The 19,538-nt window shown below is 41.9% G+C and carries 13 protein-coding genes, 3 pseudogenes and 1 other annotated feature; of the genes and pseudogenes, 5 read left to right on the top strand and 11 right to left on the bottom strand.

Annotated features, from left to right (window positions below):
* Positions 1-17: 17 nt before the first annotated feature.
* The 4 genes from N1I86_RS13040 to N1I86_RS13025 form a co-directional block, all read right to left on the bottom strand.
* Positions 18-590, bottom strand: a complete 573-nt coding sequence (locus tag N1I86_RS13040; protein ID WP_341096646.1) for a Maf family protein — start codon at positions 588-590, stop codon at positions 18-20.
* 787 nt (positions 591-1,377) lie between these two features.
* Positions 1,378-2,379 carry an SPOR domain-containing protein gene (locus N1I86_RS13035; protein ID WP_341096644.1) on the bottom strand — a complete coding sequence of 334 codons (1,002 nt, stop codon included), beginning with the start codon at positions 2,377-2,379 and terminating at the stop codon, positions 1,378-1,380.
* Between the two features lie 992 nt (positions 2,380-3,371).
* Positions 3,372-4,664: a bifunctional folylpolyglutamate synthase/dihydrofolate synthase gene (locus N1I86_RS13030; RefSeq protein ID WP_003355533.1), complete on the bottom strand. Its 1,293-nt coding sequence runs from the start codon at positions 4,662-4,664 to the stop codon at positions 3,372-3,374.
* A 165-nt stretch (positions 4,665-4,829) separates the two neighbouring features.
* Positions 4,830-7,454: a valine--tRNA ligase gene (locus tag N1I86_RS13025; protein ID WP_445662281.1), complete on the bottom strand. Its 2,625-nt coding sequence runs from the start codon at positions 7,452-7,454 to the stop codon at positions 4,830-4,832.
* 64 nt (positions 7,455-7,518) lie between these two features.
* Positions 7,519-7,739 (bottom strand) — a binding site (T-box leader).
* Positions 7,740-8,025: 286 nt separating this feature from the next.
* Here N1I86_RS13025 and N1I86_RS13020 point away from each other — a divergent pair.
* From N1I86_RS13020 to N1I86_RS13000, 5 genes and pseudogenes are all read left to right on the top strand, one after another.
* Positions 8,026-9,228: pseudogene (locus N1I86_RS13020) on the top strand (transposase).
* Positions 9,229-9,530: 302 nt separating this feature from the next.
* Positions 9,531-10,457 (top strand): annotated as a pseudogene (locus tag N1I86_RS13015) (cation:dicarboxylate symporter family transporter); the annotation flags it as partial.
* 70 nt (positions 10,458-10,527) lie between these two features.
* A protein-coding gene (locus N1I86_RS13010; RefSeq protein WP_076611651.1) for an IS630-like element ISBs2 family transposase occupies positions 10,528-11,573 on the top strand; the annotation gives its coding sequence in 2 pieces (ribosomal slippage) (positions 10,528-11,031 and positions 11,034-11,573; 1,044 coding nt in all).
* 16 nt (positions 11,574-11,589) lie between these two features.
* Positions 11,590-11,964, top strand: a pseudogene (locus N1I86_RS13005) (cation:dicarboxylate symporter family transporter); the annotation flags it as partial.
* A 175-nt stretch (positions 11,965-12,139) separates the two neighbouring features.
* The gene (locus N1I86_RS13000) at positions 12,140-12,331 is read left to right on the top strand and encodes a hypothetical protein (protein ID WP_040341825.1); all 192 of its coding nucleotides are present in this window, start codon (positions 12,140-12,142) and stop codon (positions 12,329-12,331) included.
* A gap of 153 nt (positions 12,332-12,484) precedes the next feature.
* Here N1I86_RS13000 and ysxE read toward each other — a convergent pair whose 3' ends face one another.
* The 7 genes from ysxE to hemC all read right to left on the bottom strand — a co-directional run bounded on the left by ysxE (position 12,485) and on the right by hemC (position 19,538).
* Positions 12,485-13,501 (bottom strand): spore coat protein YsxE, encoded by a 1,017-nt coding sequence (gene ysxE / locus N1I86_RS12995; protein ID WP_341096639.1) that lies wholly within the window; start codon positions 13,499-13,501, stop codon positions 12,485-12,487.
* 49 nt (positions 13,502-13,550) lie between these two features.
* Positions 13,551-14,717, bottom strand: coding sequence for a stage VI sporulation protein D (gene spoVID, locus N1I86_RS12990; protein WP_341030044.1), 1,167 nt, complete (start codon positions 14,715-14,717; stop codon positions 13,551-13,553).
* Between the two features lie 227 nt (positions 14,718-14,944).
* Complete coding sequence (locus N1I86_RS12985) at positions 14,945-15,262, bottom strand: helix-turn-helix domain-containing protein (RefSeq protein WP_341097356.1); 318 nt, start codon at positions 15,260-15,262, stop codon at positions 14,945-14,947.
* A gap of 259 nt (positions 15,263-15,521) precedes the next feature.
* A complete protein-coding gene (hemL, locus tag N1I86_RS12980; protein WP_341096637.1) occupies positions 15,522-16,811 on the bottom strand; it encodes a glutamate-1-semialdehyde 2,1-aminomutase in 1,290 nt (429 codons plus the stop codon).
* Between the two features lie 21 nt (positions 16,812-16,832).
* Positions 16,833-17,819 carry a porphobilinogen synthase gene (gene hemB, locus N1I86_RS12975; protein WP_003355541.1) on the bottom strand — a complete coding sequence of 329 codons (987 nt, stop codon included), beginning with the start codon at positions 17,817-17,819 and terminating at the stop codon, positions 16,833-16,835.
* A 1-nt stretch (position 17,820) separates the two neighbouring features.
* Positions 17,821-18,612, bottom strand: a complete 792-nt coding sequence (locus tag N1I86_RS12970) for a uroporphyrinogen-III synthase (RefSeq protein WP_341096635.1) — start codon at positions 18,610-18,612, stop codon at positions 17,821-17,823.
* A 5-nt stretch (positions 18,613-18,617) separates the two neighbouring features.
* The gene (hemC, locus tag N1I86_RS12965) at positions 18,618-19,538 is read right to left on the bottom strand and encodes a hydroxymethylbilane synthase (RefSeq protein WP_270583088.1); all 921 of its coding nucleotides are present in this window, start codon (positions 19,536-19,538) and stop codon (positions 18,618-18,620) included.

Below are 19,538 nucleotides of genomic sequence, written 5' to 3'. Positions count from 1 at the left end.
TGTCTTCCTCTTTCATCTCATGAAACAAATGGCCGATATCCCATTTCTTTTAATGTCCAGAATACCCTTGCTATTGGCAGTCCTACCACCGAAAAAAAGTCGCCATGAATTTCTTTGACGAATATTGACCCCAGACCTTGGATTCCGTATGCACCCGCTTTATCAAACGATTCCCCGCTGTTGAGATAGTCATCTATTACATCATCAGGCAATGTCCAAAAGGTAACATCCGTCCGTTCATAGAAAACGCGTTGCTCCCCATGTACAATGGCTGTTCCGGTATAAACGGAGTGGGTTTGTCCAGACAGCATCTTCAACATGTTCTTAGCTTCCTCACGGCTTTTCGGTTTTCCTAAAATTTGATTGTGAATAGACACCATTGTATCAGCCCCAATAACAAAAGCTTCCGGTGCATGAGATGCCACTGCTTTTGCTTTTTGGAGGGCAAGAGACATTACCGCTTCATCAGGGGGAGCTTCTGGTGAGATCTTCTCTTCTACATGGCTGATTTCAACTGTAAAGGGGATATTCAGTCTTTGAAGAAGTGCTTTTCTGCGTGGAGAACTAGAAGCCAAAATCAATTTTTGCATACCTTCACGTTCCTTTCATGTCAGGGAGATACACGTCTATTTTACCAATATTCACCTTATAGTACAAATCCTTCAATCCTTTCACCATTCATCTTTTACTTTAAATTTTGACGATTTAAGTAGGACCAATCCTTTGTTTTTTGTAAACATAGGAAACTGTTTTGTCATTCTTTCATTTAAAAAATTTACAGGGTATAAAAACAAAAAATTCAGACAATTCTAAGAGGGTTCGGGTGTAGTTAGTTTGTCAACTCCTTAAATTCTACTTTGTTCATCCTTCACTCAGTCCGATTTACCGTTGACAAACAGCAAGCAAAAGTTTTCTTTACCTGTAAAACTAAGGTCGTGATAATAAGTATTAAAGCAAAAATTTAGGGATTCCTTTATTTTAGGAATCCCTAGAAAAAAACAATGCTAGTTATGTTTTAAATTCTTTTTGCCACTAAGTAATTGAGTAAACTTGACTACCCCAAACATTGCCATTGCAAAAAACAATACTGATACTACGCTTGAAACGATCATTCCAGTACCTCCCTTATTTTATGGAAGTACAACGTTTTCCTTTAATTGTTGCTCTTAACCAGCCGTTTCAACCACCAAAATCCCTAATTGGAGTCCCGACGTAAAATACAATGTTCCTTGTTTAGAGTTATCTACTTTTAGTTTACTTGATTTTACTCACCGTTTAAGCGACAGAACAACAAAAACCAGATCCTTATCGAAGCGAATTCAATACTGCATCCAACTGACTTTCCGTTTTGACGGACGCCCTGCAAAGAATCAAAAACTACTTTGCAGAGGAATAGGCGCCGATAAATTTCAACAGTTGTTCTTGGGCATCAATGCCTTTTTGTCGATCCGCTTGCTTGCTCAAATGAACGATATCCTTTCCAGCCTCTAATAGTGATTTTTGCATGGTTTTTAAAGCAGTTGTTTTAGGAGTTTGTTTTTCTACTTTTTGCAAATTAGATTGAATGATGTCTCGATTGGCTAAATCGGCTCCTTTGTTCAGAACAATATTGGCACTCTCCGCCGAAAGCAGCTGAAACAAAGAAACGTATTGCTCCACCAGGCCAGTGTCGCTTTTAGCAGCTTGGATCTTTCTTTCCGGTATCGTAAAAGTTTTCGCATAAACATCCACTTTTTTTTCTTTCCAAAGACTGCCTAACTTCTTTGCATCTTCAATCGATCCAGCCGTACCCAATAGAAGAACGTATTGTCCATCCTGCATGAACGTTTCGGCAGGGACCCCTTTATCTTTCACTTTTTTCAGCACCTCTTGCGCTGCTTCTTCTTTGCTGAAAATACCTCCCTGAACAATCGACGCCGAAAGTTCTGGAAGTACAAGCGTTTCCTCCTTATTGCTTTTTGCCGGCACAGTTCCTTGCTGGGAAGAGCGGACCTGCTTAACCGGTGTTCCCGCATCCGCATTCGTGACAACTTTAACAATCACAAAGCCAAGCATGATGCCGACAATCATAGCGCTGACTATGGATAACGCAAGCGATGCAGCCTGTTTTCCTCCCACTGATCTTTTTCCGCTTTTTTTCTTTCCTTTAGAGGTTGAAACATATTCTATTTTATGAAAGCCTTGATCCTCTTCCATTTTTTGAACTTCTTCTTCTGGAAGGACCCACGCAAAAGATTCATTTTCTTCGCCACTGTTTTTTTCAATCGCCGCAGCAGTCTCCTTTTGACTGGTATTCCAACGATGAGTGATTGAGTTCTTCTTTTCCGATTCTTTCCCATCTAGTACAATTTTGATCGTGCGATTTTTTTGCTCGTCCAATTTGCCTGCCCTCCCCGTGCATTCTTATTGCCTTATCCTAGCACACTCAATCAAAAAAAGAACAAGAGTTTTGTCGTCTTTTAAAGGCAGTTTGTCGTCAAATTTTTTCACTGCTTTTCTATTTTCGCAAGGCATGCATGAGAAAACGGTCGTAAATTTTCTAAAATATTCGCTTGCCCACTCGAAATGTCCCTTATTTTCCGCCAAAAATGTTAAGATCACGAATCATTCTCTCAAGATCATTACAAAACTTTATTTCAATAGCAAGCAAAAATTTTTTCTTATGTATAGTTGATGAAGTCTCTAAGTTATGGCATCGCCATTGACTTATAAACGTTATTTTGAAGGGTAGTTGTTGCATCACGGGAAGGCCGCATATGTAGATTCCCTTGCTATCATCAAAATGGATTTATTGACTCGTTATGACGACAAATCTTTAATCAAGAAAATACGTGTCGAATGGTAGAATAATCGTTGGATAAAAAAGCTATCAAAAAATAGTTTCTCCTTCGCCCGGACAGTCGATTTTTATATGAGAATAACAATTTTGATTCAACAACAAGAAAACTATTTCGAGCAAAAAAAGAAGACCCGCTACGAGTCTTCCTGATCGTTTTTCCTGCAAAGGGCAGTAAGACCTCTTCTCAATAAAGCTAACTGTCCCTGATGCCGATTGGTTCCACTAACCATTCATGTTCCATGAATGGAAGTGTCACTTTATCCCGCATGAAGGGGCAGTAAGATCCTTCCTCTCCAGAACATATAGGACTAATAGAGCTCCAATTGGAGGACAACTGTCCCTGATGCCGATTGGTTTCACTAACCATTCGTGTTCCACGAATGGAAGTGTCACCTTATCCCGCATGAAGGGGCAGTAAGATCCTTCCTCTCCAGAACATATAGGACTAATAGAGCTCCAATTGGAGGACAACTGCCCCTAATGCCCGATTGGTTCCACTAACCATTCATGTTCCATGAATGGAAGTGTCACTTTATTTGTTTTTTTGGAATGCTTTTTTCACTTCTGAAAGAAAATACAGCGAGCCTGTAATCATGAGTATTTCGTTTTCTTGAAGAGAGGCTGTTTTTTCCTTCAAGAAAGACGGCCACCCTTCTCCAATATACGTTCCGTTGCAGTCCGAAAATTCTTCTTGTCCGGCTGCTTTTGGAAAATCAAATGTGGCAAAAACAAGTTCATCCGCGATTTCTTCAAGCGATCGCACCATGTCGTCTATTTTTTTCGTTTTCAGCGCCGCAAAAAGAATCGTGCGTTTATATTCCGAATAACGCTGCTTTATCGTTTCGGTAAGTGCCTTGATCCCATCAGGATTATGAGCGCCGTCCATCATGACTAAAGGCTTCTCGGACAAAACTTCCATTCTTCCTGGCCAAAACGCATTTTTTAATCCGTCGCGAATATGCTCCTCTTCAATTAAGAAAGAAAAGAACGTTTTCAAGTAGGAAGCCGCCATTAATGCAAGAGCAGCATTTTCGACTTGATGGACTCCTTTTAATCCGACAATTAAATCTTCCCAGCTTCCTAAAACGGATGAGAGGTTGATCTTTTCACCCTCCGGAACAGAAGCAACATGTTCGACCGAGAACTCTTTCCCCAATCGATAAAGGCTGGAACGGCCTTTTTTGCTTTTATTTTGAATGACAGCAAGAGCATCCTCTTGATGAACCGCCGTGATCACAGGGATTCCGTTTTTAATGATTCCTGCCTTTTCAAATGCAATTTTTTCAACAGTATCCCCCAAATACTCCATATGGTCCATTCCAATATTCGTAATCACCGTCAATATCGGAATAATCACGTTGGTGGAATCAAATCGTCCTCCCATTCCCACCTCAAAAATGACTAAAGGAACCGGGCGGATTTTGGCAAAATAATAGATAGCCATCGCCGTAATGACTTCAAATTCTGATGGACCACCCCATTCTGTATTTTCCAGTTCTTCCGCCAATGGTTTAATCACATTGGTCAGCTGGACAATCTCTTCATTGCTAATGGGTTTACCGTTCACGCTGATTCGTTCGTTAAATTGTTCGATATATGGGGAAGTAAAAGTTCCGACATGATAGCCCGCTTCTTGCAGAATGGAGCGGATCATTTCAACCGTTGACCCTTTGCCATTTGTCCCTCCGACATGTACGGCTTTCAAGCGGCGCTCCGGATGATCAAGCTTCTCCATCATCCATTCCATTCTCTTTAAACCCGGTTTGATTCCAAGCTTCAATCTTCCATGAATCCATTCTAACGCTTCTTCGTATGTATGAATCATTTTTCAATCCCCCCTTTATTACAATACTACTTGAGAAAAACGATTTCAAAAAAGAATACAAAAAAAGACTGGAAGCAAGGAGGAATACTTGCTTTGCAGAAGCAAATCCATCCCTCCTCATTTTCCAGTCCTTTTTCTTTTACGGAAAGCACATTCTGCTGGCTATTATAAATTTTGTAATTCGTTAATTCTTTCTTCGACAGCTTTTCGTTTTTCGAGATAGTCTTTTTCTTTTTGACGCTCTTCCTCAACCACTTTTTGAGGCGCCTTTTTCACGAAGTTTTCATTGCTGAGTTTTTTCTGTACTCTTTCCACTTCTTTATTCCATTTTTCCCATTCTTTTTTCAATCGGGCAATCTCTTCTTCTAAGTTGATTAAGCCTTCAAGCGGCAAGAAAATTTCCGCTCCCGTTACAACCGCCGTCATCGCTTTTTCCGGAGCCTCTATGTCCGTTGCAATCGTCAACGTTTCTGGATTGCAGAAGCGTTCAAGATACACACGGTTTCTTTCCAGAACAGACAAAATATGTTCATCTTTTGCTTGTACCACCATTTTAATCGGCTTGCTAAGAGGCGTATTCACTTCCGCGCGGATATTGCGGACAGAACGAATGATTTCCACTAGAAGCTTCATTTCATCAGCGGCTTCTGGATCAGAAAGTTCAGGACGAACCACCGGCCAGCTCGCAACGGTAATCGATTCTCCTTTATGCGGAAGATTTTGCCATATTTCCTCGGTAATAAACGGCATGAACGGATGCAGCAACCGCATCGTTTGATCCAATACGTACGCCAAAACGGAACGAGTCGTTTTCTTGGACGCTTCATCATCGCCATAAAGAGGCAATTTGGCCATTTCGATATACCAGTCGCAGAAGTCATCCCAAATAAAATTATATAATACTCGGCCGACTTCCCCGAATTCATAGCGTTCAGCAAGATTTGTCACAAGCTCGATGGTTTCATTCAAGCGGGTTAAAATCCATTTGTCCGCCACTGATTTCTCTCCGGTTAAATCAATTTCTTCATACGTGAGCCCGTTCATATTCATCATGGCAAATCGGGAAGCGTTCCAAATTTTATTGGCAAAATTCCAGACAGACTCAATTTTTTCAATACTGAAACGCAAATCTTGTCCCGGAGAACTTCCCGTTGCAAGGAAATAGCGGAGTGAATCAGCTCCGTATTGATCGATGACATCCATCGGGTCTACCCCGTTTCCAAGTGATTTGCTCATTTTTCGACCTTCCGCATCACGGACAAGTCCATGAATAAGAACGTCCTTAAACGGCCGTTTTCCAGTGAATTCCAAACCTTGGAAAATCATTCTTGAGACCCAGAAGAAAATGATATCATATCCAGTGACAAGAGCATCAGTCGGATAATAGCGTTTGTAATCCGATGCTTCTGTATCCGGCCAACCCATAGTGGAAAATGGCCAAAGCGCCGAGCTGAACCATGTATCAAGAACGTCCGGATCCTGCTCCCAATTCTCAATATCTTTAGGCGGTTCCATATCAACGTAAATTTCACCGGTTTCTTTATGATACCAAGCTGGAATTCGATGACCCCACCATAGCTGACGGGAAATGCACCAATCGCGGATGTTTTCCATCCAATGCAAATACGTTTTTTCAAATCGTTCGGGTACAAAGTGAACTTTGTCTTTTCCTTTTTGCCATTCAATAGCCGCTTTGGCCAACGGTTCCATTTTCACGAACCATTGTGTTGATAAAAATGGTTCAACAACCGCACCGCTTCGTTCAGAATGCCCAACTGAATGCATGTGTTCTTCAATTTTGAAAAGAACACCTTGTTCCTTTAGATCTTTAACAATCTGCTTACGGCATTCAAAACGGTCCATTCCTTGATATTGAAGGGCATTCTCATTCATGGTGCCGTCTTCGTTCATGACTAATATCCGTTCCAAATTATGGCGGTTGCCCACTTCAAAGTCATTCGGATCGTGCGCCGGCGTAATTTTTACGGCTCCGGAGCCAAATTCCATATCGACATATTCATCGCCGATAATCGGGATTTCCCGGCCAACGATCGGCAAAATCACCGTTTTGCCAATAAGATGCTTATACCGTTCATCATTCGGATGAACAGCTACCGCCGTATCACCCAGCATCGTTTCCGGACGGGTAGTCGCCACTTCAATATAGCCAGAACCGTCTTTGAGCGGATATTTCATATGGTAGAAAGCGCCTTTTACTTCTTTATAGACGACTTCAATATCGGACAAAGCTGTTTTCGTCACAGGGTCCCAGTTGATGATGTACTCCCCGCGATAAATGAGACCTTTGCGGTAAAGAGAAACGAACACTTTTCTAACCGCTTTTGAAAGTCCTTCATCGAGAGTAAAACGTTCACGGCTATAGTCCAGGCCAAGACCGAGTTTAGCCCATTGTTTACGAATAAAATCGGCATACTCTTTTTTCCATTTCCAAACTTCCTCTAAAAACTTTTCCCGACCTAGATCGTAGCGGGACTTTCCTTCTTCCCGAAGTTTTTGCTCCACTTTTGCCTGCGTAGCAATTCCTGCATGGTCCATGCCCGGAAGCCAAAGGACATCGTAACCTTGCATGCGTTTCATACGCGTTAAAATGTCTTGCAAAGTAGTATCCCAAGCATGCCCCAAATGAAGCTTTCCGGTCACATTGGGCGGCGGGATCACAATCGTATAAGGTTGTTTTTCTGGATCATCTTTTGCTTCAAAAAATTTACCGTTTACCCACCATTCGTATCTTCCCGCTTCTACAGCGCGCGGGTCATACTTTGGCGGCATCTTCACATCGTGATTCTCCACATCGTTTCCTCCTTTTCAATTCAAAATAAAAAACTCCTATCGCCAAAAGGACGAAAGGAGTTGTCTTCGTGGTACCACCTTTTTTCCGGATCGAAATCCGGCACTCTTTCGGATAACGGGTTTTCCCGGCTTCGGCTACTAAATCGTTTCACAGAAGCAGCTCAAGGGCGACCTTCCGATGAATCCGCTCAGGAATCTTTCAGCCATGGATTCCCTCTCTAAAAGAGCGGTGATCACCGTACTCCTCCCTTTCCAAGCCATTAATCGATACTATATTATCATTCAGCTTTTATCTTTTTTCGTTGTCGTAAATAGCAGCATCCTTCTGTTTCAACCATTATATTAGCGAATTTGCTACCAGTTCGTCAATGATTATCGCCATTTTTCCTATTTTTTAGACAATGCTGTTGTCTTTTTCGATATGAGCATTTTGCATATTTTTTGACCCAAGAGCCATAAGGATTTCAAAGACACAAAAAAGGACTTCACCCCTAAAATGTAGAATTTTTGAAGTGACGAAAGCACAAAAATTCAAAAGGAGGAAGTCACTTTGTATATTCTACAAGAAAGCCTATTTTCCTTTGAAGAACTGCAAAAATTAGAGTCAAAAGAGAAATTACCTATCTTTTTTAGCTCGCTTGATTTACGCCCTTATGCTAAACAGTTGAGAAGTTCTTCACCCCGAGGGGCTGACGGTCATTCCAGAGAAGGGATTCTAAGGGCTCTCATCGCTGCCCCACTCGAAGGCATCGACACCTTTACCGCCCTTCATCATCGATTGGATAAAGACCTTCGTTTCCGTTATCAATGCGGTTTATCGATTGATCGCCCCGCACCGTCTATCTCCACTCTCAGCCGGGTTTTTGCGGCACTTACCAAAAAAAAGCTGGCTGAAAAGATCTTCCTTGACTTGGTACAGTTAGCTCAGGAGGAAGGAATAATTGACGGCAGCCACCAGGCCATCGACAGTGCCGCCATTGATGCCTATGAAAAGAAACAGCCCAAAAAGCGTAGTGAACAAACGGGTAATGCCAATTGGGGCGCAAAATATGATTCCTTCGGCAATAAAATTACCTGGTTTGGCTATAAGATGCATCTTTCAGTCGATACCGCAAGCGAACTGCCAATGGCCATAAAAGTAACCCCTGCCCATGTGAACGATGGAGAAGTCGCACCAGAATGAATAGAGCAAGTGGCAGAGCGTACCAAATCCAAAATTGAATTTCTGATCATGGATGGCGGATATGACCAACTAAAAAACTATGAATCAGCCAAAAACATTGGAGCGCAAGCCATTATCCCGCTCAATTTGCGCAACGAAAAAGAGCCTCCTGAAGGGATTTCTTCCAATGGAACTCCGCGTTGTTCCATGGGTTATGAAATGACTTATTGGGGAGCTGATAAGGACCAGCTCAAGTTCAGATGTCCTCACGCAACCGGCAAAGTGGATTGCCCATTAGGAATGGCAGCCTGTTCATCTTCCAACTATGGAATGGTGGTAAAAGTCGACATCAAAAAGGATGTGCGCCGATATTCCAATCCGCACCGTGATACAAAACGTTGGAAAGAGCTTTACAACGAGAGGACAAGTGTAGAACGCTGTAATTCAAGAATGAAAAGCTACCTTACGGCGAACTCCCTACATGTATGGGGAATTGAAAAAGTAAAGACCCATATTTACCTGAACGCTATTGTATTACTTGTTTCAGCGCTAGCGATGGCAAAGGAAAATAAAGGGAAGAAAGCCGCTTAAAAAAATTCAATGTGAAAAATTCTGTAGGTATGCCCGAAAACAAGATTATTGTAATATTTTGTAAAATAACATGCTGGTAGCTATTTGTCGAGTGCTTTATTTTTTATACTTTTATCCAAAAAATCTAATTTTGCAAAATGCTCATATAAAAATTAAAACGGAAGTTGAGAAGTTTAAACTATTTTTCGAATATTTCGTTTCGATAAAAATTTGCAAAAAATATTATTATATAGTAATGACGAATGTTCAAACCTGTTATATAATAGATTTTGAAAGCGATCACGAAAAGGGGGAACACTAAAGTGAGGATCAACTTCAATAATTTAACCGTAAGGGTTATTATTGGAATTTTATTAGGAATCATTGTCGGTATCCTATTTCCAGAATTTGCATCAAAGCTAAAAATTTTAGCTGATTGGTTCATTAAATTAATTAAAATGTTGATAGCGCCTATTATCTTCTTGACCGTTGTCACAGGAATCGGCGGCATGGGAGATATGAAAAAAGTCGGACGGATCGGCGGAAAGGCCCTTATTTATTTTGAAGTCGTCAGCACTATAGCATTAGCGATCGGCATGATCGTCGTCAATATCGTCCAACCAGGCAAAGGCTTTGATTTATCCGGTGCTAAACACGAAGATATTTCCCAGTATGTATCACAAGCAAAAGAATCAGGGCACGGTTTTATTGATTTTATTTCCAGCATCATTCCGGACAGCGTTGTAGGAGCGTTGGCTAAAGGCGATTTACTTCCTATTTTATTTTTTGCTGTCTTATTTGGACTCGCAGCAGCGTCCTTGGGAGAAAAAGCATCACCTGTCATCAAATTGTTTGAACAATTAACAGATATTTTCTTTAAAATTGTCAATATGATTATGAAATTTTCTCCGATTGCGGCATTTGGAGCCATGGCCTACACCATCGGACAATTCGGAGTCGGATCCCTTGTCAACCTCGGAAAACTGATGGGTTCCATCTACTTAACTATGTTCCTATTTGTTTTTATTATTCTCGGATTGATAGCCAAATTGTTTAAATTTAATATTTTGAAATTTATCGCTTATATTAAAGAAGAACTGCTGCTCGTTTTAGGTACGTCTTCTTCTGAATCCGCTTTACCGACTTTAATGAAAAAATTGGAAAACTTCGGCTGTTCTAAATCCGTTGTGGGTCTTGTCGTTCCAACCGGCTACTCCTTTAATTTGGATGGAACAGCCATCTATATAAATTAAAATAAAGGTTTTCTCCCGTTCCACGGCGAATAAATACAAAGAGAAAATAGGGGAACGGAGAGAAAATATGATGCCAAATCACAAAGACGAGATCGAAAAGTTGTCCACTGCCATGAAAGAAGCAAAAAGTAAACGAGCATATGAACGCTACCAAGCGATTTATCTTCATTTGCAGGGATATACCAAAGGAGAAATCGCAACGATTATTGGTCGATCCAAGAAAACTATTTATAACTATATTCATGCCTACGCCCAGCGCGGTCTTGATGGACTGGAGATGAAATACTCACCTGGCGCCCCACGTCGATTGACCCCTGAGCAGGAAAAAGAGCTGGCTTTGATCATTGAACATCAGCTCCCCGTAGATGTGGGATTCGAAGCAAAATATAATTGGACGCTTGCGATAATCGCTGAACTCATTCAACAAAAGTGGGGGCCAACATACACGCTTCGCGGAACAAGTGACATTCTGCATCGGTTAGGGCTAAGCTATACGAAACCGACCTATACACTAGCCAATGCCGATGAAGAGAAACAAAAAGAATTCGTCGAAATCACCTTCCCTGAAGTAAAAAAAAACTGGTAGATGGGAACATCGCCCATGTCCTCTTTCAAGATGAGTCGATGATTCGTGATTACCAAGCGATTCAAAAAACATGGTTTGTCAAAGGAAAACAACGAATCATTCCGACGTTTGGAAAACATCAAGGGCTGAAGCTGATTGGCACGTTGAACTACGAAACAGGGGAAGTGTTTTGCATCGAAGAAGAATGCTATGACGCGGAAACATTTCTTCGATTTCTTCAACTTGTGTTAGAACGCTATCCCACAGGCAAAATAGTGATGATTTTAGATAACGCTCGAATTCACCATGCCAAACTCATTCAGCCATTTTTAAAAGAACACGAAGATCGGTTAGAGCTCGTCTTTTTGCCACCATACAGTCCGCAATTGAACTTGATTGAAGGGCTATGGAAATGGCTGAAATCAGACGTGATTTACAACGTGTTCTATTCGAGTGTGCAAGAAATTAGAAAGAATGTCCAAGCCTTTATTCAGCGAATCAACCAGAAACCAGAACAAACGATCGATCGTTTGTGTGTTCAGTTGTAAATCTTTAATTCAACTTATATATCTATCGATGGCTGCGATGTTTATTGCCCAGGCTTACGGGGTTCATTTAACCGTCGGACATCAAATTATGCTGCTTGCTCTTTTGATGTTGACCTCAAAAGGAGCGGCTGGTGTGACCGGTTCAGGCTTTATTACGCTCGCAGCGACGCTTTCAGCTTTTCCGATGATACCCGTTGAAGGAATCGCATTGTTAATCGGCGTCGATCGATTTATGTCAGAAGCGCGCGCCATTACAAATATCATTGGAAATGCAGTTGCAACGGTTGTCATATCCAAAACAGAAAAAGAATTTGATCGCTTCTCCACTCATCCTGTAGTAAGTACGGAAAAACATTGGGGGACGAATTCAGAACAGTCTATAACCAAATAAAACAAAAAGCTGGCATAAAAGTTCAATCTTTCTGCAACAGGGAGCATATCGGTTCTAACAAGAATCATAAGTGCTCGTAGAAAGAGTGTTGAACTTTAAGCCGGCTTTTTTTGTTTCCTCACCAATTATCCCGATTGACATAGGATATAGTACACTACTCAGGAAGGTGTCCAGTATGCGAAAAAAGTATAATCCTCTCCTCTTGCCGCCATGGCTCCAAGTCGTAAGAGCAGTTGCTCGGCAATTAATCATTCCCTTTACCATTTTCCAAGCGATTCGGACGATTTTTTTGCCGACCACTTTTGATGTTATTTTACTCTCAATATTTGTCCTTCTTGCCATTGCCTTATATTGGGAATGGATTTAGAGTCTTCATTTCTAAAAGAAGGCTGCTATGCCCATTCCAACGAAAAGCGGGGAGCCGTTGTTAAAGACTTCCATCCTCACATGAAACAAAACGAAAAAAGTTCCTTCCAAACAACCGCAGCAAAGCTCACCGTTTCATGCCACTTTACATTTTTTATGAAGAATTGCCTCCCTGTTTTTCTTTTTTTGCTTGTTCATTCTCCAATATCCGCATGACGATATATTCTACATTTCGAAGCTGCCAATAGTCATGTTGAAGAGTGCGGACAAACTGTTTTTCATCCTTATTCACATCGGTTTCCGAATACTTTTCCAGAGTCGATAAAATTTGTCCGGGATAAGATAAATAACTAAGAAATAACGACATTTCATCTTCTTTCAACGGAAAATAGGCAAAATAAGTCATAATCCATTCCAAACATTCGTCGTGCTTTGTTGGATATGTTTTTAGGGTCCGGGATAAGAACGGAAGAAGATCCCGAATCGGAAGGGCCGTTTGTGAACGTTCAAAGTTGGAGAAATAACCTAGTCCGTCTTCATTATAAAGAAAATGTTCCGGCGACAGTTTTCCGTGTATGATCACCGTACGCACCGTTTTATTTTCTTTTGACGCTTCATACCACTCTTCCAACTTTTCTTTTGAGAATTGAAGAGCTTGCAAAATTTGAATATAGTACAAACTGGATAACAGTTGAAAAGGCGACATATAAATTTCTTGTTCACAGCTTGTGATCCATTGTTCTAAAAATTCTTCCTGTTTCTCCCACTCTGCTTTCATTCTATCAAAGTGCTGCTTTCTTTCCTCCTGATCCACCGGTATTTCCCGTGTGGACAAAGTGTGGAGTCTTGCGAGCTCACGGAACATTTGCTGATGGCGTTGGCTTCTCCCTTCCTTTTCATTGCCGGTTAGCCAGGGCATTAAATAATAAAGATGATGGCCATGAAGAACCCCGTAGCGTCCATCCAATGTCGGATAAACCGGAACGAGGCGATGATAGCCTTTTTGAAACAGAAGTTGAAGCGAGCGGATAAATTCCATCCCCTCGTTTGCTGGAATTCTTTTGACGGCGAACACTCCTTTATCGGTATGGACCTTCGCCACTTTCCCAAAAAGCTCATAGAAGGTCAGAGATAATCCATAGTTTTGAAGTATCGCTTGCATATCCTCCATACCTTCACCTGCTTTAAAAGAAGCGAGCAGGAATGAACCTGCTCGACGTCTAATGTTTTGCCGTTTTGGATTCCGGAATATACAGAACTTGACCACCGGAGACACTTTGTGTCGTTTCTAACTGATTTTCCTTTATAATTTGTTGAACGCTTACTTCATACCGCTCCGCAATTTGGTCAATCGTTTCACCATTTTGGACAATGCAAACTTTTAATTTTGCAGGCTTCTCTTCATCCTTCCTGGCAAAAAATTCTTTGAGCGATATGGATTCATAATGCTTTTTCTTTTTGAAAATCTTTTGTTTAGGCTTTTCCTCTTCTTGTTCTTTCGAATCCTCTTCTTCCGTCGATTCGTTTTCCTCCGCTTCACTTTGATGAGACGTTTCACCTTTGTGTTCGGCTGCATTTTCAATGAATATGTTTTCTTCTTCCGAATCAAAAAATGCTGGTTCTTTTTCGAAATACCCTTCCTTTCGATCAGCTTGCTCTTTACGTGGCGCCTCTCCTGATTGATTTTTCAGTTCTTTCCATTCTTCCTCTTCCGAAAACCTTTCTCCTATAGAAGCTTCTTCTTCCTCCTCTGGAAAGTTTTCTGTTTTTTCCTTTCTTTTTGCTTCAGCATAAAACGTTCCTTCTTCTTCCTCTAGTTCTGCATCTTGTTCCGAAAAAAGCGGGTAAATTCTTTCCTGTTCGTTCTTTTCCTCTTCTAATATTTCTTGATGCCGTTCTCGAGGAAACACCTCCACTTCTTCTATTTCTTCTTCCAATGAGAACGTCTCGTTATCCGTCTGTCTTGCGGCTGTACCGTCAATCGTTAAATCCACTGTCAGCTTTAAGCAAGATTTTTCCGGTATTTCATAATCGAACGTTTCAATGCTTACTTCAATATCTTCCAATGAATGCACCCTGCTTTTTGGAATCGATATATCAATGGGGAAGCCGTGGAAAAACTCCATCCCTCCTTCGTCGTCCACCCTCACTTCTTGAACATACTTCCCATTGGTTAACTGATCTTCCTCTTCGATTGCTTCTTCTACGGAAAGATATTCACCCGACAGCCTTAACTGCCCTCGAATGACAACGAAATGTTCTTGTTCTTCAACTACAATCTCGGGATCCAAAGAAATGGATATCAATTCCTCTACTTCCTGTCCCTTTCGAAACCAAAGCGTTTCTTCCAAAGAAAAGCGCAAACTTGATTGATCATTCTGTACCAAACGGATTCCTCCTTTCCAAGTTCAAACTGTTTTATAAAAGAACTTACTATCAGCAAAAATCCGGTATCCTTTGATTCTGCTCAAGTACGTCATCGAAGTTTTCCATCCAGTAGCCGATTTTTCATCAGCCCTAAAACAAAGACCCGCTGCTCTCAAGATTCGCTTTATTTTCAATCTATGCTCAAGTTTTCTGGAATATGTTTATTTGCGTAATAATTGATTCTTTATCAAAGAAGGAAATAAACTGCCCCAAACCTCCTTTGAAAAGCTCGTAACTTTTTTAGAAATTCATTCTCCATTTTTAAGATTCTATTTTCTTCTTCTACGGAAATAGGTTTGGTTCTGGGTCTGCCTTTCAGAGGTGATCGTGATATTCCACGACGTTCTTTAAGACCCTCTACACCAAATTCCCTATAATTTTTCACCCAACGACGTATATAGGAGTGATCGAATAAACCAAGTTCCTTAGCAATAGCTGTGTATGCCATTTCACCTTCCAAATACTTATTTACAGCGAATAGTTTGAACTCAACTGAATAATTTATGAATTTTTATCCCTTTTTAGCCAAAATAAATCCCTCCTATGCAAACAGTATAGGTTTTTTTCCAACTGTCTACACAAGAGGGATAATATCAGAATGATATCATCTCGTCGGGTTTTCTTGTTTTTAAAAGGGGGCTTTTAGGCCACCCCATAATAATTTTTATTTGAAACAATCTTAACTTGCATCCTTTAACGAGCATTTGAACCATTTTGCGGTTCATTTAGCAAAGCTTGATTGTCGCTCTCTCTGCTCAAGCGCTTTATCCTCTAATCTTTTTGAACGCTTTTTCAGCAGCAGCAATCGTTTTTTCAATGTCTTCGTCCGTATGGGCAGCCGATAGGAAAATTCCTTCAAATTGAGAAGGAGGCAGAAAGATCCCTTCATTGGCCATTTCCCGATAGTAGCTGGCGAACAGCTCTAAATCAGATGTTCTCGCTGTTTCATAGTTGATCACCTTTTCGTTCGTAAAGAACAAACCAATCATCGAACCGGCACGATTGATAGTATGCGGGATTTCGTATTTTTCAGCCGCTGCGTGAATGCCTTCTTCCAGCCGGTCTGCTTTACGGACAAATTCTTTGTAAAGATCAGGAGTAAGCTGACGAAGGGTTTCATATCCTGCTGTCATCGCAAGAGGATTTCCGGAAAGTGTTCCGGCTTGGTAAATCGGGCCGCTCGGTGCTACTTTCTCCATGATGTCCGCTCGTCCACCGAAAGCGCCAACAGGCAGTCCGCCTCCAATGACTTTTCCTAAACAAGTGAGATCCGGTGTTATTCCGAAATATCCTTGAGCACAATGGTAATCGACCCGGAAACCTGTCATCACTTCATCAAAAATCAAAAGCGATCCGTATTCCTTCGTCACTTTCCGCAGCCCTTCCAAAAATCCTGGAACCGGCGGAACAACGCCCATGTTCCCTGCCACCGGTTCCACGATCACGCAAGCGATGTCTTCACCGTATTTTTCAAAAGCTTGCTTAACAGCTTCCAGATCGTTATACGGGACAGCAATCGTATTTTCAGCTATTCCTTTAGGCACTCCCGGACTGTCAGGAAGCCCGAGAGTAGCCACTCCTGAACCCGCTTTGATCAGCAAAGAATCGCCGTGTCCATGGTACGATCCTTCAAATTTTACAATTTTATTTCGTCCCGTATATCCCCTTGCCAGCCGCAGCGCGCTCATCGTGGCTTCCGTACCGGAAGACACCATCCGAACGATCTCTATAGATGGAACTCGTTCTTGAACGAGTTCTGCCAATTTATTTTCCATAATCGTAGGCGCACCAAAGCTCGTTCCATTTTCGGCCGTTTTCTTAATGGCTTCAATCACTTGATCGTTTGCATGTCCTAAAATAAGCGGACCCCAAGAAAGAACATAATCAATATATTCATTTCCATCAATGTCATAGATTTTGGAGCCTTTTCCCCGCTCCATGAAGATCGGATCCATATTAACCGATCTAAAAGCACGGACCGGACTGTTGACTCCACCGGGCATGAGTTTAACGGCATCTTTATAAGCTTGTTTGGACTTTTCGTAAGAACGCATGTTTATCCCCCATTTTCTTAATTACAAAACAGAATCTTCTTGAAGGTAACGGCAGACATCTTTTGCAAAATAAGTAATGATGAGATCGGCACCTGCACGTTTCATGCTCGTTAATTTTTCCATTACAATGGCTTTTTCATCGATCCATCCGTTTTGTGCGGCCGCTTTGACCATCGAATACTCACCGCTGACATTATAAGCGACAATCGGCACATTAAAGCTGTTACGGACGTCTCTAACAATATCCAAATAAGACATCGCAGGCTTTACAATTAAAAAGTCTGCGCCTTCTTCAATATCTGACTCCGCTTCCCGAAGCGCTTCACGACGATTGGCCGGATCCATTTGATAAGTTTTGCGGTCGCCAAACTGCGGAGTAGAATCGGCAGCATCGCGAAAAGGTCCGTAGAAACTGGAGGAATATTTCACCGCATAAGACATAATCGGCACATATTCAAATCCTGATTCATCCAGACCTTTGCGGATAGCCGCCACAAATCCATCCATCATATTGGAAGGAGCGATAATGTCCGCCCCTGCTTTTGCTTGGCTTATGGCTGTTTTGGCCAATAAATCAAGAGACGGATCATTTAATATTTGACTGCCTTCTACAACGCCGCAATGGCCGTGGCTTGTGTATTCGCATAAACAAGTGTCCGCCACTACGACGATGTCCGGGTAATGGCTTTTAATATAGCGAATCGCTTCCTGAACGATGCCATGGTCATGGTAGGCCCCTGATCCCACTTCGTCTTTTTCTTTCGGTACACCAAAAACGATCACCGATTTAATCCCTAATTCCACAATTTCATCCATTTCTTCTTTTAGACGATCGATGGAATATTGGTAAACACCCGGCATCGATTTCACTTCGTTTTTTATATTGACTCCTTCAACCGCAAAGATTGGATAAATTAAGTCTTCTTTTCGAACGAAATTTTCACGCACTAAAGCACGCATATTCGACGATTGACGAAGACGGCGATGACGTTTAAATTGCAGTTCCATATTATGTTTCCTCCTTTTGGTAAAAAGCGCAAATTTCTGCCAGCAAGGCATCCATCGTATACTCACCTGGACAAATATGCACAGGAAGACGGTATTGCCTAAGCTCTTTACTGGTGACCGGACCAATGCTGGCAAACAAAATCCGTGTTAAGTGTCGTTTTAATTGATGCTCTTCTACTACTCTCATAAAATGGCGAACGGTCGATGGACTTGTAAAACATGCAACATCCAAAATATCGTGATTCAACAATGAAACGAGCTTCTCTTCCGATTCTTTTGGGAAAATCGTTTCATAGACTATCCATTCTTCCGCAGACGCACCAGTTGACCGCAACGCTCTTGCGATAGATTCTTTGGATAAATTTCCTTTTGGTATGAGCGCGCGTTCCGCACGAAAACGTCCGTTTTGAATGCAGCGGACAAACTCATCTGCCGTATACCGGTCGGGAACAAAATCCGCATGAAAGCCATGTTTATTTAAAGCTTGTTCTGTTTTTGCCCCTACCACGGCAAATTTGGCTAATAGGCTTTTTTGCGGGTTAACGTCTCTTTCCGACAGAATTTGAAAAAAGAAATCCACACCGTTTTTGCTTGTGAAAATCACCCAGTCAAACATCTCGAGCCTTTGCAAAAATTCTTCTTCCCTTTGATCGTGAACAGGTTGAAACGCGATTAACGGTACAACATGGGGAGTACCGCCAAGCTGTTCAATTTCGGCAGCAAAACCAGTTGCTTGCTTTTGGCCGCGGGTAATCAAAATTTGCTTTCCGGCTAATGGAAGACTCCCTCCCATAAAGCTCACTCCCTAGCAAGCTGATCAATCAGCTGTTTGGCTCCCATTCGAATCATGCGACGAGCGACTTCTTCCCCCACTTGTTCGGGATTTCCTCCTACCGCCATTTCTTTGTAAACGGTTTTCCCATCTGGTGAGGCAACAAGTGCAGTCAATACTACTTCTTCTCCTTTTACATGAGCGTAGCCGGCAATCGGCACTTGGCATCCGCCGTCCATTTTTTGAAGAAAAGCTCGTTCAGCAGCGACTGATTGTGCGGTATCTATGCTGTTTAATCCTTGGAGAAGGGACAAAAGCTCTTCATCGTCTTTCCGGCATTCAACGGCTAGCGCCCCTTGTCCAACAGCCGGGAGGCAAATATCCGGATCTAAAAATTGTGTCACGACATCTTTTGTCCAGCCCATGCGCGACAAGCCGGCAGCGGCCAAAACAATCGCATCATAGTCGTCGGTTTCCAGTTTTTTCAGACGTGTGTCAATATTTCCGCGGATCCATTGAATTTTCACATCCGGTCTGTGCGCCAAGATTTGAGCTCCGCGCCGCAAACTGCTTGTCCCAATTTTCGCCCCAGCCGGCAATTGGTCCAGCGTGAGCCCGTCTTTAGAAATCAAGACATCACGGTGATCTTCCCGTTCAGGAATACAGCCGATCGTAAGCCCTTCCGGCAAATATGCAGGCATATCTTTCATGCTATGTACGGCCATGTCAATTTCTTTGTTCAGCATGGCCTGCTCGATCTCTTTGACAAACAATCCTTTCCCGCCCACTTTGGATAAGGTAACGTCAAGAATCTTATCGCCTTTTGTCACGATCTCTTTTATTTCGAATTCATAGGAAGGATTTAGCCTTTTTAATTGTTGAATGACCCATTTGGTTTGTGTCAGCGCCAATTTGCTTCTACGCGACCCTACGATAATTTTTCTCAT

The sequence above is a fragment of the Bacillus sp. FSL W8-0116 genome, from assembly GCF_038003825.1.
GTDB lineage: Bacteria > Bacillota > Bacilli > Bacillales > DSM-4216 > Bacillus_O > Bacillus_O smithii.
Note: the sequence above shows the minus strand (reverse complement) of the source record. Positions and strands in the feature narration are given on the sequence as shown.

What these genes read in the sequence shown, in the direction of transcription:
- N1I86_RS13000 (WP_040341825.1), top strand. Translation starts at nt 12,140, where the DNA reads ATGCGAAAAAAGTATAATCCTCTCCTCTTGCCGCCATGGCTCCAAGTC.
- N1I86_RS13040 (WP_341096646.1), bottom strand. Translation starts at nt 590, where the DNA reads ATGCAAAAATTGATTTTGGCTTCTAGTTCTCCACGCAGAAAAGCACTT.
- hemL (WP_341096637.1), bottom strand. Translation starts at nt 16,811, where the DNA reads ATGCGTTCTTACGAAAAGTCCAAACAAGCTTATAAAGATGCCGTTAAA.
- hemB (WP_003355541.1), bottom strand. Translation starts at nt 17,819, where the DNA reads ATGGAACTGCAATTTAAACGTCATCGCCGTCTTCGTCAATCGTCGAAT.
- N1I86_RS13025 (WP_445662281.1), bottom strand. Translation starts at nt 7,454, where the DNA reads ATGCCGCCAAAGTATGACCCGCGCGCTGTAGAAGCGGGAAGATACGAA.
- N1I86_RS13030 (WP_003355533.1), bottom strand. Translation starts at nt 4,664, where the DNA reads ATGATTCATACATACGAAGAAGCGTTAGAATGGATTCATGGAAGATTG.
- N1I86_RS12970 (WP_341096635.1), bottom strand. Translation starts at nt 18,612, where the DNA reads ATGGGAGGGAGTCTTCCATTAGCCGGAAAGCAAATTTTGATTACCCGC.
- ysxE (WP_341096639.1), bottom strand. Translation starts at nt 13,501, where the DNA reads ATGGAGGATATGCAAGCGATACTTCAAAACTATGGATTATCTCTGACC.
- hemC (WP_270583088.1), bottom strand. Translation starts at nt 19,538, where the DNA reads ATGAGAAAAATTATCGTAGGGTCGCGTAGAAGCAAATTGGCGCTGACA.